Below are 14,658 nucleotides of genomic sequence, written 5' to 3' on the forward strand. Positions count from 1 at the left end.
CAGTGCAGCCGCCGCTTCGTGCCCCGCCAATGCGCGGGGTTGGCACAGCGTTCCCCGGATCGGCGGCGGATGCAAGCTCCCGCGGTGGAGAACTAGAGGCGGGGCAGCGTCACGCCGCGCTGGCCCATGTATTTGCCGGCGCGGTCGGCATAGCTGGTCTCGCACGGCTCGTTGCCAGCCAAGAACAGGAACTGGCACGCGCCTTCGTTGGCGTAGATCTTGGCCGGCAGCGGCGTGGTGTTGGAGAATTCCAGCGTCACGTGGCCTTCCCAGCCCGGTTCGAGCGGGGTGACGTTCACGATGATGCCGCAGCGCGCATAGGTGCTCTTGCCCAGGCAGATCACCAGCACGTCTCTGGGCACGCGGAAGTATTCGACCGTCCGCGCCAGCGCGAAGGAATTGGGAGGGATCACGCAGACATCGGTCTTGCGATCGACGAAGGAGTTGGCGGCGAAATCCTTGGGGTCGACCACGGCGCTGTCGACGTTGGTGAAGATCTTGAACTCGTCCGCCACGCGGGCGTCGTAGCCATAGGACGACAAGCCGTAGCTGATGCAGCCGTCGCGGCGCTGCGCCTCGACGAACGGCTCGATCATTCCGGCGCCCAGCGCCTGTTCGCGGATCCATCGGTCGCTGAGAATCGCCATGCCCGATGCTTGCCGCAGGGCGCCGCGGCCAGCAAGCCGGGGTGCCGGGGGCGGCGGGGATAAACCCCCGATGAACCGCGGCGAAAAGGCCTCTGCCCGCCGCTTTACCGGCGCGCCTCGCCGCGCGCAGGCTAGGCGGCCAGGTCGCTGCCCCCCACCTTGCGACCTCCAATACGAGAGGCATTTCGCATGAAGCTCACTCCCATTCTCGCCCTGATGGCGCTGGCCGCCACGGGCACTGCCCATGCCCAGCTGGCCGGCACGCTGACCGGCCAGGCCGGCGCCAGCGCCAACGCCGGCCCGGTCGGCACCGCAGCCGGCGGCTCGGTGTCGGGCGCGGTCAACGCGGCCACCGGCGTGCTCGGCGGCGTGGCGGACGCCGCCACCGGCGCGGCGCACAACGCCGGCGCGGCCGCGCAGGCGACCGTCGATGCCGCGGCCGAGGCCCCGCGAACGCAGGCTGACGTCCAGGCGCAGGCGCAGGTCGATGCCCGGCACAGCGGGCACAAGGCCAAGCGCCGCGGCGCCTACATCGGCGTTTCGGGCGGGCTGTCCGCCACGCGCAACTGAACGCGTTCGCCTGGAAAACGAGGACGGGCGCCGGGATCGATCCCGGCGCCCGTTTTCACATGGGGTGCCGCCGCCCGTCCCTGTCAGCCGGGGAGGGCGGCGGCGGGCGCGTCAGGCATTCAACGAATGCTTGAGCGCGCTCATCTCGTCATGGCCGGCCTTGACCGACTGCCAGGCCTGATCGACCGCGGCGCGGCCGTCGGCCGAAATGTCGGTGTGCTTCAAGGCGGCTTCGAACTTTTCCTTCAGGTAGTCCTCGCCGCGCTCGACCTCGGCGACGATCGCCTTGTCGTCCTTGGTCGAAACGGCTTCGCGCAGCGATTCGAAGAAGCGGTGGACGGCGCCCATCGTCGAGCCGTCGTCTTCCGGGTTGCCGCCGGCGGCGGCGACCGCGGCCTGCAGCTTCGTCACGGCCTGCTGGCGTTCGCGCGCGCGGTTGTTGAACATCTCCGCAAAGCGGGGATTTTCCACCTCGGACGCCGACTTCTGATAGCCTTCGATGCTGTCGAGCAGCGTGGCGATCAGGGTGTTGAGGGTGGTGGTGGTCTCGTCATGCTCGGCCATCGGGGGCGACTCCTTTTTTTAAGCGGTCGGGTTGCGCTTCACAAACGCCGCCCCGGGGAAGTCGTTGCACGGCGCGGCAAATTTCCCTGCCCGGGGCATGGCCGGTTGGCTGCGCGGGCCGGCACGGCTAGGCCGGGCCGATGCCGTTTCGCGATCCCCTGCCGCCGCCGGTCATCCACCGCCTGGCGCCGCGCCGCCGCCGCACCTCGTGGGGAGAGATCGTGCTGTCCGCGCTGCTGCTGGCGGGCGCCGCCGCGGTGCTGCTGTTCGCGTGGAGCCGGCTGGGCGGCAGCGGCATCGCCGCGCCCGATCCGCTGACCGCGCCTGCCGCGCTGCCCCGCGCCGCCGCGGCGGACCGGGAAAGCGCCCGCTTCGGCCAGTGCCGGGGCCGCCACGGCACCAACTGCGTGATCGACGGCGACACGCTGTTCTACGCCGGACGGCAGATCCGCATCGCCGATATCGACGCGCCCGAACTGGGCAGCCCGCAGTGCGACGACGAATACGCCCGCGCCGGTCGCGCCCGCGACCGGCTGCGCGCGTTGCTCAACGCCGGGCGCTTCAGCCTGCAAGCCTACGAGCGCCCGCGCGACGTCTACGGGCGCGAACTGCTGGTGATCACGCGCGGCGGGCGCAGCCTGGGCGGGGTGCTGATCGCCGAAGGGCTGGCGCACCCGTGGGTGGGGCACAAGCTGCCGTGGTGCCGCTGACCGCTTGACACGAAACCGGGCGCTGACGGCTGTGACTTTCACTCCTGCTCTCCCGCGCCGCGATCGAGCTGGGCCAGGTGCTGGAGCAGCGCGCAATCGTCGTCCTTGCGGTGGTATCCGGCAAACGTGCCGTCCACGGTGACCACCGCGATCCGCCCGGCACGCCAGCGGTAATGCGCGGGCAGCCCCGTGGACTTTGCCGAGGCCAAGTCCACAGGCCGGTGCGGCTTTCCCAGCGCCGCGTCCCATGCCGCCGCCAGCCCGGCGCCGCCCGGGCGCGCGCGCAGCCGGTAGGCGCTCTCGCGCCCCATGCCGACGCGGCGGCAGGCCTCGATCACGCTGCGCGTCTCGGCGATGAAGCCGATCAGCTTCGCCTGCCGGTCGATCGTCCAGCCGTCCTTGCGCGGTCCCACCGGCACCGGGTGGAACGCGGGCAGGCGCCGCAGGGAGAGCGGCGCGGGCTGGGCGGGCTTGGGCCAGGTCTTCATCGCGAGAGGGTGAAGCAAATTTCGGCCGTGTAGGAAAATGCCGCCACCGGTGTTAGCCATCGGCCCTCAACCAGGGGACCAGACGATGGGCACCTTCACGATAGTGCTACTGGCGGCGGCCGCCGCGGCAACGCCCGCAGCACCATCTGTTCCGGCCTTGCCCGGCGATACGATCCTGACCCACGCGCCCGATGCCGCCAGCGAGGCGCTGGGCCGCGAACTCGCCGCCAGCGGCACGCTCGCCGCGCTGGCGCCGCTCCAGGCCAGGGCCGAGACCGAGGAACTGGTCGCCGCCCACCCCGAACTGACCGCCGCCGAGCAGGCCCAGTTGCGCGCCGTCGCCGCCAGGACCGCCGCCGCCGGGACCGAGCGCCTGATGGCAGCGATCGGCCACGCCTACGCCATGCGCCTCTCCCGCGCCGACCTTTCCGCGCTGGTCGCTTTCGAGCGCACTGCTGCTGCCAAGCGTATGCGCACCGCCATCCCTTTCACCATCGCCGCCACGATGCAGGCGGTGGGCAAGCTGGATTTCAAGGCCGACACCCTGGCCGCCTTCTGCAAGGACACGGGCAAGCTCTGTACGTAACCGTCGCCCCAGCCTCTGCAGGGGCGACAGGGTCAGCGATAAACCGCCCAGCCAACCACCCCGACACCGGCCAAAACCTGTGCCGCCGCGATGGTGTGAAGCCGCGCGCAGAACGGCTGCTTGCGGGTCTTGTGGCGAAACGCCCGCCGCCCGGCATAAGCGCCCAGCGTCCCGCCCAGCCACGCCCAGCGCAGCAAGGCCCCTTCCGAAACCCGCCACCGCCCGCGCTCCGCCGCCGACTTGTCGATTCCGAAGGCCGCGAAGGCGATCAGGTTCACCGCGATGAGGGCGTAAAGGACGTAAAGCGGATCGGCCCGCCGCAACGTCGCCGCGGCAAAATGCCCGGCGGTTTCGAGTTGCTCGAGGATGGACGGCTCACGCACCATGGCCCGAGCCTAGCCCCAACCGGTTAAAACCCCCCAAACACCGGCACCGCTGCACCAACCCCATCCCCCGTCGCCCCAGCGCAGGCTGGGGCCCAGATAACGGCGCGCCATCGCGGCCAAGCCGAAGGAGGAGAGCTTATCTAGGCCCCAGCCTCCGCTGGGGCGACGCGAGGAGGCACTCACACACACCCGTCACCCCAGCGAAGGCTGTGGTCCAGATAACGGCGCGTCATCGCGGCGAGAGAAAAGCCGAAGCTTATCTGCGTTTCAAAGGACACATTTATGAAGAAGAAACTTGCTGTTTAGTAACTTCGTCAATCTGGCGGTCGATGGATTTTATTCTCTCATCTCCCGAATCTAGCCCATTTTTTGCTTTTTGTAAGATATCGAGAGCTCGATCATAATTGCCAGTCGCGCGTGAATGTTGAACAAGAATAAGCTTCTCATCAAGCGACAATTCTTTTCGTTGATCATATCCGTCGGAATTATAAATACTATATCCTATAAGTAGCGCAACTATAAGGCCGGCCCCGCAAAATCCTACCGCATACGTTTCCTGTCGGTGATCTGAATTAGCTTGAAATCGTGCGCTAATAAGAAGAAAAGCAGTCACCAAAGCTACCGCTCCAATTAGCATCTGCATCGGCGTAACAGACTGCAAACTTCTTAAATCAATTGTTACCTGCGAGCGACTTAATCCGGAAACAAATGATCCAATAAATAGGCCGACAGCTAGTAAAAGTGCGTCCCTTCTAAACCGAGCAAATGTAGGGAAGACGTCAAATATTTGTATCGCGAAACCAATAAGGCTCGCGATTCCGGTTATGAGCGTAAAATTGTCAGTGCCCCCCATACATCAACTCTTCTGCCCCTCACTCCGCCGCCTGCACCCCGAACAGCCCCGGCTCGCTCGCGCCTTCGTCCTCGCCTTCGTTCGCCGCCGGGCCCTTGGCTTTCTGGCGCTTGTCGAAGCTCGACCACACGGTGTTCCAGTCGCCGCGGGTGGCGGCCTTGGAATACTCGGTGGCGCGGGTTTCGAAGAAGTTGGCGTGTTCCACGCCGTTGAGCAGCGGGGCCAGCCACGGCAGCGGGTGGTCCTCGATCATGTAGACCGGCTTGAGGCCGAGCTGGCCCAGGCGCCAGTCGGCGATGTAGCGGATGTAGCGCTTGATCTCGTTCGGGCTCATCCCCGGGACCGGGCCCTGTTCGAAGGCCAGGTCGATGAAGTTGTCTTCCAGCCGCACGGTCTTCTGGCAGGCGTCGATGATGTCTTCCTTGACCGCCTTGGTCAGGCAGTTCCGCTCCGCGCAGAAGGCGTGGAACAGCTTGGTGATGCCTTCGCAGTGCAGGCTTTCGTCGCGGACGGACCAGGACACGATCTGGCCCATGCCCTTCATCTTGTTGAAGCGCGGGAAGTTCATCAGCATCGCGAAGCTGGCGAACAGCTGCAGCCCCTCGGTAAAGCCGCCGAACATCGCCAGGGTGCGGGCGATATCCTCGTCATTGTCGACGCCGAATTCCTGCAGGTAATCGTGCTTGGCCTTCATCTCCTCGTACTCGAGGAACATGCCGTATTCGCTTTCGGGCATGCCGATGGTGTCGAGCAGGTGCGAGTAGGCGGCGATGTGGACGGTTTCCATGTTGGAGAACGCGGCCAGCATCATCTTCACCTCGGTCGGCTTGAACACCCGGCCGTACTTCTCGTGATAGCAGTCCTGCACCTCGACATCGGCCTGGGTGAAGAAGCGGAATATCTGCGTGAGCAGGTTGCGTTCGTGGTCCGAAAGCTTCTGCGCCCAGTCGCGGCAGTCTTCGCCCAGCGGCACTTCTTCCGGCATCCAGTGGATCTGCTGCTGGCGCTTCCAGAACTCGTAAGCCCACGGATATTCGAAGGGCTTGTAGGTCTTGCGGGCTTCAAGCAGCGACATGGGTTTCGACTCCGGCAGGCAGGCGGTCAATATAGGGGACGGGGCGGGATTTACGAAGCGCGCGCGGGCGGCGCGGCTGGGGAAAAGCGGCGCGCGCGGCGCGCTCGCGGCGGTGCGGAACCAAGTGCGGGGGTCGTTGGTTAACGGGGCACATCACAGGAGATACCCGATGAGCGACCACCAGTTCGGCGACCAGATCAAGGAACACATGGAAGTGATCGGCGCCGACGGCGCGCACGTCGGCACGGTCGATTCGGTCGACGGTGACAAGATCAAGCTGACCAAGGCCGACAGCGGCGCCGACATCGAAGGCGCCGAGGGCAGCCACGCCGGCCATCATCACTTCCTGCCGATCGGCCTGGTCGCAGGTATCGAAGGCAACCAGGTGCGGCTGTCCGCCAGCGGCGCCAACGCATACGGGATGGAAAGCGAGTCCTGATCCGCAGCCCCCATTCCCGCCCCCCGGCGCGGTCCCCCTCACCGCGCACAAACCGAGCGCCCCTGCCACCCCCGTGGCAGGGGCGTTTCGGTATGCGGTGAAGGGGGGGCGCCGGTTCACGCTATTTCCAGAACCACTTGGGGCTAAGGTCGCGGCGGGCGCGGTTGCGCCACATCTGGATGTACATCCACAGGCCGGAGAAGCTGAAGAAGATCATCGCGAAGCCCGACAGGATCGAGATCCAGGTGCCGACCGGGCCGAAGCTTTCGCCCGAATGCAGGTGGTGCAGCATCCCGACGTTCCACGACCCCGCCGCGCGCACCGGCTTGGGCCGGCATGTCATCGTTTCGGGGCAGACGAAGCCGGCGGGGACGGCAGGGGCGGCCCGCTGCTCATGCTCGCCCGCGCCGCCGGCGCTGTTGACCAGCTCGCCGACCTGGCTGAGCACGCCGGTCACCGCGATCCACAGCAGGAAGACGCCGAAAAAGACCGAGATCCAGCGGTGGTATTTACGCATTGTCGATTATCCTTGGAGCCGTTGCGAACGCGCCGCAACGAGCAGGGCAGGCCGGCACTGGCAAGAGGGACGCGTGTCGCGAAGTGTAACCATGCCGCGCCCCTTCCCGCGCCGCCGCCCTACCGGCAGGGCCTTACTGGCAAGCCAGGCATTCCTCGTAGTCCGTCGCGGCCAGTTCCATGACCGGCGCGTCAGCGGTGTTGTCCGCTTCCACCCCGCCGGCGAAACCGGCGCGCTGCACCGACTTCGACCGCAGGTAGTACAAGCTCTTGATGCCCTTCTCCCAGGCCTGGAAGTGCAGCATCATCAGGTCCCACTTGTCGACGTCGGCGGGGATGTAGAGGTTCAGGCTCTGCGCCTGGTCGATGTAGGGGGTGCGATCGGCCGCGAATTCGAGCAGCCAGCGCTGGTCGATCTCGAAGCTGGTCTTGTAGACCGCCTTTTCCTCGGGGCTGAGGAAATCGAGGTGCTGGACCGAGCCGCCGCGTTCCAGGATCGAGTTCCACACGTTGGTGGAATCCTTGGACTTGGATGCCAGCAGCGCTTCCAGGTACGGGTTCTTGACCACGAAGCTGCCCGACAGCGTCTTGTGGGTGTAGATGTTGGCCGGGATCGGTTCGATGCAGGCGCTGGTGCCGCCGCAGATGATGCTGATCGACGCGGTCGGCGCGATCGCCATCTTGCAGGAAAAGCGCTGCATCACGCCCATGTCGGCGGCATCGGGGCAGGCGCCGCGTTCCTGCGCGAGCAGCAGGCTGGCCTCGTCGGCCTTGGCGGCGATGTGCTTGAACATCTTCAGGTTGAAGGCCTTGGCCATCGCGCTTTCGAAGGCGACGCCCTTCTTCTGCAGGTAGGAATGGAAACCCATCACCCCCATGCCGACGCTGCGTTCGCGCATCGCCGAATACTTGGCGCGGGCCATCTCGTCGGGCGCGCGGTCGATGTAGTCCTGCAGCACGTTGTCGAGGAAGCGCAGCACATCCTCGATGAAGAGCTCGTCCTTGTTCCACTCTTCCCAGGTTTCCAGGTTGAGCGAGGACAGGCAGCAGACCGCGGTGCGGTCGTTGCCCAGGTGGTCCTTGCCGGTAGGCAGGGTGATCTCGCTGCACAGGTTCGAGGTCGAGACCTTGAGCCCCAGGTCGCGGTGATGCTTGGGCATCATGCGGTTCACGGTGTCGGAGAAGACGATGTAGGGCTCGCCCGTGGCCAGCCGGGTCTCGACCAGCTTCTGGAACAGGCTGCGGGCATCGACGGTGCCGCGCACTTCGCCGGTCTTGGGGCTCTTGAGCTGCCATTCGGCGCCCTCGCGCACGGCGACCATGAAATCGTCGCTGATCAGCACGCCGTGGTGAAGGTTGAGCGCCTTGCGGTTGAAGTCGCCCGACGGTTTGCGGATCTCGAGGAACTCCTCGATCTCGGGGTGGCTGACATCGAGGTAGCAGGCCGCCGAACCGCGGCGCAGGCTGCCCTGCGAAATCGCCAGCGTCAGGCTGTCCATCACGCGCACGAACGGGATGATGCCGCTGGTCTTGCCGTTAAGGCCGACCGGCTCGCCGATGCCGCGCACGTTGCCCCAGTAGGTGCCGATGCCGCCGCCGCGGCTGGCCAGCCAGACGTTCTCGTTCCAGGTGCCGACGATGCCCTCGAGGCTGTCGGACACCGAGTTGAGGTAGCAGCTGATCGGCAGGCCGCGGCCCGTGCCGCCATTCGACAGCACCGGGGTGGCGGGCATGAACCACAGCTTCGAGACATAGTCGTAGACGCGCTGGGCATGATCCGCATCGTCGCAATAGGCGTCGGCGACGCGGGCGAAGAGATCCTGGTAGGTTTCGCCCGGAAGCAGGTAGCGATCGTCGAGCGTGTCCTTGCCGAACGCGGTCAGCAGCGCGTCGCGCGCCGGATCGGTGACGATGGCGAAGCGGCGGGCGTGGATCGCCTTGGAATCTTCTTCCGGACGCGGCGAGGCGGCGGCCGCCAGCGCGGTCGCGGCCATCGCCTCCACGGTCATCGCCTCCACGGTCATCGCCTCGACGAGCGCGGCATCGCCGGCGCCGCCATCTGTCAGCGCCGCGGCCGGCTTCGCCTTCGCGCGCGGGGCGGCGGCGCGGCCGGTTTCGCCTGGGGAGGCGCCAGTGTTGTCGAGCGTCATCGCGTCTTCCAGATCGCCCATCATCGGCAAGTCCCCGTTTCGAAATTCGGTCACGTCAGCCCCCGTATCCGGCCGCCCCCCGGCGGCACTGCGGCCGATCCGGCCGCGTTACAATGTTCCACATTCGTTCGAATCGGCAGGCTGGTGGTGAACCTACCATCGGGGGGCCGCGAGCGGGGAAAAACTTATCCCCATCGCTGTCCCCGATCCGGTGCACGCGGGCCTTGCCGACCGCCGAATCCGCGCTGGCGAGGCCTTTCGGCCGTCCGACGCCTGAATCTAGGTCTTGAGGTCCCCCTGTGTGCCGGACCACTACTGATAGTGCCCGATCCTGAATCGCGCGCAAGAGGGTAAATCCCGCGCTAACGTGTTCGAAGCCGTCCAGGGCGCGGGCTGGGCGCGCCCGGCGCCGATGATGCAACGCAGCGACGCGCGGTGATCCGGCCACCGCTGCACAGCGCAAGAGGGGATCACGCAGCGGCAAAACTTTTTTCAGAACAGGTGCTGCTGCGACCACCCGTTGCACCTCTGCGACGAAGCGATCGGAGCTGGCGATCGCCCGGCAACGACATGGGTGCCGGGTGCGTTCATCGCAAGTCCCGCCGCACATCGCCTGCGCCCGGTGCGGGTCGCAGGAGACGGGGGACCGGGGCTCCCGTCGGCCACCCGCCGGCGGGAGCCTTCTTGCCCCTTTTCCTTAACGGGATTGACCGGAATCCCGCTTGCAGGGCAGATTCGCCGAGCGGGGGATACAACAAGCATCACGCGAGCCCCTCGTCTCAAGGAGAGGAACCGCCATGATCAATCTGATCGTTTCCATCATCGTCGGCATCATCGTCGGCATTCTGGCCCGTTATTTCTATCCCGGTCCTGTTCCCATGACGATGCTGTGGACCATGATCCTGGGCATCGCCGGGTCGCTGCTGGCGGGCCTGGTTACCAGCCGCGGCGCGGTCGGCTTTCACCGCGCCGGCTTCATCGCCTCGATCATCGGCGGCATGGTGCTGATCTTCGTGGGCCGCATGCTGCACCTCGGCGGGTCCTGAGCCGCCGTCCGGCGACGAAATCCGCGTTACGAAATCAGCTTTACAAGGTCGCCGCCGCCACGCACCCGTGGCGGCGGCGATTTTCGCATCCGCGAAGGGCCTGAACAAAGGGCCCGCCGATGCCTGATGCTGCCGCACCGAAGGAACTGTTCGGCCATCCTCGCGGCCTGACCGTGCTGGCGACGACCGAGCTGTGGGAGCGCTTCTCGTTCTACGGGATGCAGGCGCTGCTCATGCTCTACATGACCAAGTACCTGCTGCTGCCGCAGCACGCTGCCAAGGTGCTGGGGCTCGCGGGCTTCCGCCACGGGATCGAGCGCGTCGCCGGGCCCCTTTCCGACCTTGCCTTTGCCGCGCAGACGTACGGCCTCTATTCGGGCTTCATTTACCTGACCCCGCTGGTCGGCGCCTGGCTGGGGGACCGGGTGCTGGGCCGCACCCGCACGGTGACGATCGGCTGCGTGCTGATGGCCGCCGGCCACCTGGCGATGGCGTTCGAGCCGCTGTTCCTGCTGGCGCTGACGCTGCTGGTGCTGGGATCGGGCTGCCTGCTGGGCAACATGATGGCGCAAGTGGGCGTGCTTTACGCGCCCGAGGACGAGCGGCGGACGCGCGCCTTCGGAATCTACCTGATCACGCTCAACATCGGGGCGCTGATCGCGCCGCTGATCATCGGCACGCTGGGCGAGGAGGTGTCCTGGCACCTCGGCTTCGGCGCCGCCGGGGTGGGGATGCTGATCGCGCTGGCCACTTACGTCGCCGGTCGCCGCTACCTGCCGCCAGACACGCTTGTACGCGGGCAGGCGCGGGTGAAGCGGGCGCCGCTGACCCGCGCCGAGTGGAAGCGCGTGGGGGTGATCCTGCTGCTGCTGTTCTTCCCCTACATGCTCTATTCGACCGTCACCAACCAGTCCTACAGCGTGATGTACGTGTGGGCGGACACCCACGTCGATCGCAACGTGCTGGGTTTCGAAGTGCCGGTGACCTGGATCGGCATCATCGACGGCCTGGCGACCATCGGCGGCGTGTGGCTGGGCAACCGGCTGTCGGTGTGGCTGTCGCGCCGGCGCGGCCGCGACCTGGGCGACGTGACGAAGTTTTCGATCGGCATGGTTGGCATCGTGGCAAGCTGGCTGTTCGCGGCCGCCATATCGGGCCCGCTGGTGACGCCGGTGATCGCGTGGATCGCGTTCTACATCATCCAGGACTTCAGTTACGGCGCGTTCATGGAACCGCAGGCGGGATCGATCGTCAGCCGCGATTCCCCCCAGTCGGTCAATTCGATCATGATGGCGCTGCTCAAGTCGGCGGCGGCGGTCGGCTACTTCCTCGCCGGCTGGATGGCCCGCTTTTACGAGCCGCTGGGGCCGCGCGGCTTCTGGCTGCTCAACGCCGCCGTCGCGGCGGTGGCGGCGATTGCCATGATCGCGGGCCACAAGGCGTGGGTACGCGGCCTGGGCCGCGCCGAAGCGGCAATGGAGACATGATAGCCACACCTGCCGAACGTCATCCCGGGGCCGCTTGACTGCGTGAACGTTCCCATTTAGGTGAACGTTCACATTGCAGACGTCGATACACGGCGCCGCAGGGGAGGATCCGATGACACACGCGCGCAAGCGTTCTCTCGCTCTTTATGTTTCGGGCGCTTCGGCGCTGGCTCTCGCCTGCGCCTCTCCGGCCCTGGCCCAGACCGCCGCGACCGACGCATCGTCGACCGACGCGGCCGCCAGCGACGGCGACGCCATCGTCGTCACCGGCATCCGCGCCAGCCTTGAAAGCGCGCTGAAGATCAAGCGCGACGCGCAAGGCGTGGTCGACGCGATCTCGGCCGAGGACATCGGCAAGTTCCCCGACACCAACCTGGCCGAATCGCTGCAGCGCATCACCGGCGTGTCGATCGACCGTTCGAACGGCGAAGGCAGCAAGGTGACCGTTCGCGGCTTCGGCCCGGACTTCAACCTCGTCCTCCTCGACGGCCGGCAGATGCCGGCCTCGAGCCTGGGCGATTGCTGCTCGGCGCCGGCTTCGCGCAGCTTCGATTTTGCCAACCTGGCGTCCGAAGGCATCGCCGCGGTCGAAGTCTACAAGTCGGGCCGCGCCTCGCTGCCCACCGGCGGCATCGGTTCGGTGATCAACATCGTCACCCCGCGCCCGCTGTCGCGCCCCGGTTTCCAGGGCAGCATCTCGGCCAAGGGGGTCTACGACCACACCTTCGAAGGCACCAAGATCACGCCCGAAGTGTCGGGCATCGTCAGCCAGACCTTTGCCGACGACAAGATCGGCATCCTGGTCAGCGGTTCGTACCAGCGCCGCAAGGCCAGCCTGGCCCAGTTCAACGCCGGTTGGCGCGAAGGTTACCTCGGTTCGGAAAACAACTGGGGTTCGCTCGCGATGCCGGGCGATCCGCGCTACGCGCAGATCACCAACCGTCCCGACGCCACCGACGTCTACCAGGTGACGCAGAACGCCGGCTACGATTTCACCGACATCGACCGTGAACGCATCAACGGCCAGGTCGTGCTGCAGGTGAAGCCCTTCGACAGCCTGACCGCGACGGTCGACTACGTGTTCTCGCAGAACACGATCGACGCGCGCACCAACTCGATCGGCGTGTGGTTCAACCACAACAACACCACCAGCAGCTGGACCGACGGCCCGGCGGCGGGGCCGAACTTCTATTCCGAGGCCTTTGCCCAGGCGGAGGGCAAGGACCTGGCGATCACCGGCGCACTCGCCAAGAACCGCTCGGTCAACCACTCGATCGGCGGCAACCTCAAGTGGGATGGCCCGGGCGGCCTCCGTCTCGAGGCCGACGCCCACCACTCGACCGCGACGAGCAAGCCGACCTCGCCGTACGGCAGCAACATCGCCGTCGGCAGCGCGATCTACGGCGTGAAGAATCAGGCGATCGACTTCACCAAGGACATGCCGGTCATCTCGGTGTCGATGTACCCGGGGTCGGAAATCACCGCCGCGAACATCCGCCCGGCGGGCAACGCCTTCCGCAACGCCTACATGCGCGACGAGATCAACGAGGTCGCGCTCAAGGGCGGCTACGACTTCGACAGCTCGTTCATCGAGAGCCTCGATTTCGGTGTCACCCACACCGACAACAAGGTCCGCTCGGCCTACGGGTTCATCCAGAACGACACTTGGGGCGGCACGCTTTCGGCCGCGCAGACGCCCGACGGGCTGTTCGCGGCCACGCCGCTGCCGCCGGCGCTTTCGGGCATGAACGGGTCGAACGACCCGGCGCTGATCCCGACCTATTTCAAGGTCGACAGCGTGGGGCTGATCAACCTGCTCAACACCAACCTGGGCATCTGCAGCGCCACCACCGGCGGCGCCGGCACTTGCCTGGCGTCCTATTCGGTCGACCGCCGCATCGGCGAAAAGACCTGGGCGCCTTACGGCCAGGCCAACTTCAAGTTCGACCTGCTCGGCAATCCCGCGCACTTCCGCGCCGGCGTCCGCTATGAAAAGACCAACATCACCTCGACCGCGCTGACCGGGATCCCGGGCGGCACCCGCTTCACCGGCGGCAACGAGATCGGCATCCTGCCGTCGACCAGTTCGCAGTTCCTGACCTTTACGGGCAAGTACGACCACTGGCTTCCGGCCTTCGACCTCGACATCGCGCCGATGTCCAACGTGAAGCTGCGCGCGGCCTACAGCCACACGATCACGCGGCCCGACTATGCATCGCTGGCCGGTGGCCTGACCGTGAATTCGCCTGCGCGTCCCGATGGCGGCGGCACCGGCGGCAGCGGCAATCCCGGCCTGCTTCCGTACCTGTCGAAGAACATCGACCTGTCGGCCGAGTGGTATTACGCGCCGCAGAGCTACATCTCGGTGGGCTACTTCCACAAGACGGTGAGCAACTTCATCGCCAACACCACGACGCAAGGCCCGGCCTTCAACCTGACCAACCCGGCCAAGGGCGCGGCTTACAACGCGGCCGTGGCGGCGCTGGGCGCCAACGCGCCGTTCGCCAACATCCTCAACTACATCAAGACCAACTTCCCGGCCGCCTACTCCGCCCCGATCAACGGCGACAGCGGCGGCATCCTGGGCGTTTCTGGTGATCCGGCGCTGAACTTCACGTTCACCACGCCGGGCAACAGCGACCAGGTGGCGCACCTGCACGGCTGGGAATTCGCGCTTCAGCACAACTTCTGGGATACCGGCTTCGGCGCGATCCTGAACTACACGATCGTCAAGAGCGATACGCCGTACAACAACGCGCTGCGCTACACGGTCAGTCAGTTCGCGGTGACCGGGGTCAGCGACAGTGCCAACGCGGTGCTGTTCTACGACAAGGCCGGGCTCCAGGCGCGCGTCGCCTACAACTGGCGCGACGGGTTCCTGTCGGGCTACGGGTTCGACCCCTATTACGTCGAGCCCTATGGCCAGGTCGATGCCAGCGCGAGCTACGAGTTCGGCAACGGCTTCACCGTCTTCGCCGAGGGCATCAACCTGACCAAGGCCGATCGCCGCGGCCACATGCGCAACGAGCAGACGGTGTTCTTCGCCGCGCCCGGTTATGCGCGCTACTCTGCCGGCGTCCGCCTGAAGTTCTGATCCCCTTCGGGGAGACGACGGCGACGGGCCGCGCTCCGTTTCAAGGG

Annotated in this window: 15 protein-coding genes; 7 read left to right on the top strand and 8 right to left on the bottom strand. The window is 66.3% G+C overall.

Annotated elements, in window-relative coordinates; all coding sequences use genetic code 11:
- Nucleotides 1-92: 92 nt before the first annotated feature.
- A complete protein-coding gene (dcd, locus tag ACOYW6_RS11715; RefSeq protein ID WP_423141493.1) occupies nt 93-647 on the bottom strand; it encodes a dCTP deaminase in 555 nt (184 codons plus the stop codon).
- 189 nt (nt 648-836) lie between these two features.
- Between dcd and ACOYW6_RS11720 the strand changes: the two genes are divergently transcribed.
- A complete protein-coding gene (locus ACOYW6_RS11720; protein WP_423141494.1) occupies nt 837-1,217 on the top strand; it encodes a hypothetical protein in 381 nt (126 codons plus the stop codon).
- 111 nt (nt 1,218-1,328) lie between these two features.
- On the opposite strand, the gene ACOYW6_RS11725 is transcribed toward ACOYW6_RS11720, so the two are convergent.
- On the bottom strand, nt 1,329-1,781 hold the full coding sequence (locus ACOYW6_RS11725; protein WP_423141495.1) for a PA2169 family four-helix-bundle protein: 453 nt from the start codon (nt 1,779-1,781) through the stop codon (nt 1,329-1,331).
- 140 nt (nt 1,782-1,921) lie between these two features.
- On the opposite strand from ACOYW6_RS11725, the gene ACOYW6_RS11730 reads away from it, so the two are divergent.
- On the top strand, nt 1,922-2,491 hold the full coding sequence (locus tag ACOYW6_RS11730) for a thermonuclease family protein (protein WP_423141496.1): 570 nt from the start codon (nt 1,922-1,924) through the stop codon (nt 2,489-2,491).
- A gap of 38 nt (nt 2,492-2,529) precedes the next feature.
- Here ACOYW6_RS11730 and ACOYW6_RS11735 read toward each other — a convergent pair whose 3' ends face one another.
- Nucleotides 2,530-2,979, bottom strand: a complete 450-nt coding sequence (locus ACOYW6_RS11735; protein ID WP_423141497.1) for a hypothetical protein — start codon at nt 2,977-2,979, stop codon at nt 2,530-2,532.
- Between the two features lie 85 nt (nt 2,980-3,064).
- Between ACOYW6_RS11735 and ACOYW6_RS11740 the strand changes: the two genes are divergently transcribed.
- Entirely contained in the window at nt 3,065-3,565 is a 501-nt protein-coding gene (locus ACOYW6_RS11740) for a hypothetical protein (RefSeq protein ID WP_423141498.1), read from the top strand.
- A 32-nt stretch (nt 3,566-3,597) separates the two neighbouring features.
- On the opposite strand, the gene ACOYW6_RS11745 is transcribed toward ACOYW6_RS11740, so the two are convergent.
- From ACOYW6_RS11745 to ACOYW6_RS11755, 3 genes are all read right to left on the bottom strand, one after another.
- Nucleotides 3,598-3,951, bottom strand: coding sequence for a DUF1294 domain-containing protein (locus tag ACOYW6_RS11745; protein WP_423141499.1), 354 nt, complete (start codon nt 3,949-3,951; stop codon nt 3,598-3,600).
- A gap of 280 nt (nt 3,952-4,231) precedes the next feature.
- A complete protein-coding gene (locus tag ACOYW6_RS11750) occupies nt 4,232-4,804 on the bottom strand; it encodes a hypothetical protein (RefSeq protein ID WP_423141500.1) in 573 nt (190 codons plus the stop codon).
- Between the two features lie 19 nt (nt 4,805-4,823).
- A complete protein-coding gene (locus tag ACOYW6_RS11755) occupies nt 4,824-5,879 on the bottom strand; it encodes a ribonucleotide-diphosphate reductase subunit beta (RefSeq protein WP_423141501.1) in 1,056 nt (351 codons plus the stop codon).
- 169 nt (nt 5,880-6,048) lie between these two features.
- On the opposite strand from ACOYW6_RS11755, the gene ACOYW6_RS11760 reads away from it, so the two are divergent.
- Nucleotides 6,049-6,318, top strand: coding sequence for a DUF2171 domain-containing protein (locus tag ACOYW6_RS11760; protein ID WP_423141502.1), 270 nt, complete (start codon nt 6,049-6,051; stop codon nt 6,316-6,318).
- A 121-nt stretch (nt 6,319-6,439) separates the two neighbouring features.
- Here ACOYW6_RS11760 and ACOYW6_RS11765 read toward each other — a convergent pair whose 3' ends face one another.
- A complete protein-coding gene (locus tag ACOYW6_RS11765) occupies nt 6,440-6,835 on the bottom strand; it encodes a PepSY domain-containing protein (protein ID WP_423141503.1) in 396 nt (131 codons plus the stop codon).
- Between the two features lie 133 nt (nt 6,836-6,968).
- Nucleotides 6,969-9,008 carry a ribonucleoside-diphosphate reductase subunit alpha gene (locus ACOYW6_RS11770; RefSeq protein ID WP_423143123.1) on the bottom strand — a complete coding sequence of 680 codons (2,040 nt, stop codon included), beginning with the start codon at nt 9,006-9,008 and terminating at the stop codon, nt 6,969-6,971.
- Between the two features lie 773 nt (nt 9,009-9,781).
- Between ACOYW6_RS11770 and ACOYW6_RS11775 the strand changes: the two genes are divergently transcribed.
- The 3 genes from ACOYW6_RS11775 (at nt 9,782) to ACOYW6_RS11785 (ending at nt 14,611) form a co-directional block, all read left to right on the top strand.
- Nucleotides 9,782-10,030, top strand: coding sequence for a GlsB/YeaQ/YmgE family stress response membrane protein (locus ACOYW6_RS11775; RefSeq protein WP_423141504.1), 249 nt, complete (start codon nt 9,782-9,784; stop codon nt 10,028-10,030).
- 119 nt (nt 10,031-10,149) lie between these two features.
- Complete coding sequence (locus ACOYW6_RS11780) at nt 10,150-11,517, top strand: peptide MFS transporter (protein WP_423141505.1); 1,368 nt, start codon at nt 10,150-10,152, stop codon at nt 11,515-11,517.
- A 112-nt stretch (nt 11,518-11,629) separates the two neighbouring features.
- Nucleotides 11,630-14,611 carry a TonB-dependent receptor gene (locus ACOYW6_RS11785; protein ID WP_423141506.1) on the top strand — a complete coding sequence of 994 codons (2,982 nt, stop codon included), beginning with the start codon at nt 11,630-11,632 and terminating at the stop codon, nt 14,609-14,611.
- The last annotated feature ends 47 nt before the right edge of the window (nt 14,612-14,658 follow it).

The organism is Parablastomonas sp. CN1-191, from assembly GCF_049354825.1.
Lineage (GTDB): Bacteria > Pseudomonadota > Alphaproteobacteria > Sphingomonadales > Sphingomonadaceae > Novosphingobium.

Excerpts from the sequence above, each read along its gene's own strand:
- ACOYW6_RS11765 (WP_423141503.1), bottom strand. The coding sequence starts at position 6,835 with ATGCGTAAATACCACCGCTGGATCTCGGTCTTTTTCGGCGTCTTCCTG.
- ACOYW6_RS11780 (WP_423141505.1), top strand. The coding sequence starts at position 10,150 with ATGCCTGATGCTGCCGCACCGAAGGAACTGTTCGGCCATCCTCGCGGC.
- ACOYW6_RS11725 (WP_423141495.1), bottom strand. The coding sequence starts at position 1,781 with ATGGCCGAGCATGACGAGACCACCACCACCCTCAACACCCTGATCGCC.
- ACOYW6_RS11740 (WP_423141498.1), top strand. The coding sequence starts at position 3,065 with ATGGGCACCTTCACGATAGTGCTACTGGCGGCGGCCGCCGCGGCAACG.
- ACOYW6_RS11745 (WP_423141499.1), bottom strand. The coding sequence starts at position 3,951 with ATGGTGCGTGAGCCGTCCATCCTCGAGCAACTCGAAACCGCCGGGCAT.
- dcd (WP_423141493.1), bottom strand. The coding sequence starts at position 647 with ATGGCGATTCTCAGCGACCGATGGATCCGCGAACAGGCGCTGGGCGCC.
- ACOYW6_RS11760 (WP_423141502.1), top strand. The coding sequence starts at position 6,049 with ATGAGCGACCACCAGTTCGGCGACCAGATCAAGGAACACATGGAAGTG.
- ACOYW6_RS11785 (WP_423141506.1), top strand. The coding sequence starts at position 11,630 with ATGACACACGCGCGCAAGCGTTCTCTCGCTCTTTATGTTTCGGGCGCT.
- ACOYW6_RS11775 (WP_423141504.1), top strand. The coding sequence starts at position 9,782 with ATGATCAATCTGATCGTTTCCATCATCGTCGGCATCATCGTCGGCATT.
- ACOYW6_RS11735 (WP_423141497.1), bottom strand. The coding sequence starts at position 2,979 with ATGAAGACCTGGCCCAAGCCCGCCCAGCCCGCGCCGCTCTCCCTGCGG.
- ACOYW6_RS11770 (WP_423143123.1), bottom strand. The coding sequence starts at position 9,008 with ATGATGGGCGATCTGGAAGACGCGATGACGCTCGACAACACTGGCGCC.
- ACOYW6_RS11755 (WP_423141501.1), bottom strand. The coding sequence starts at position 5,879 with ATGTCGCTGCTTGAAGCCCGCAAGACCTACAAGCCCTTCGAATATCCG.
- ACOYW6_RS11720 (WP_423141494.1), top strand. The coding sequence starts at position 837 with ATGAAGCTCACTCCCATTCTCGCCCTGATGGCGCTGGCCGCCACGGGC.
- ACOYW6_RS11750 (WP_423141500.1), bottom strand. The coding sequence starts at position 4,804 with ATGGGGGGCACTGACAATTTTACGCTCATAACCGGAATCGCGAGCCTT.
- ACOYW6_RS11730 (WP_423141496.1), top strand. The coding sequence starts at position 1,922 with ATGCCGTTTCGCGATCCCCTGCCGCCGCCGGTCATCCACCGCCTGGCG.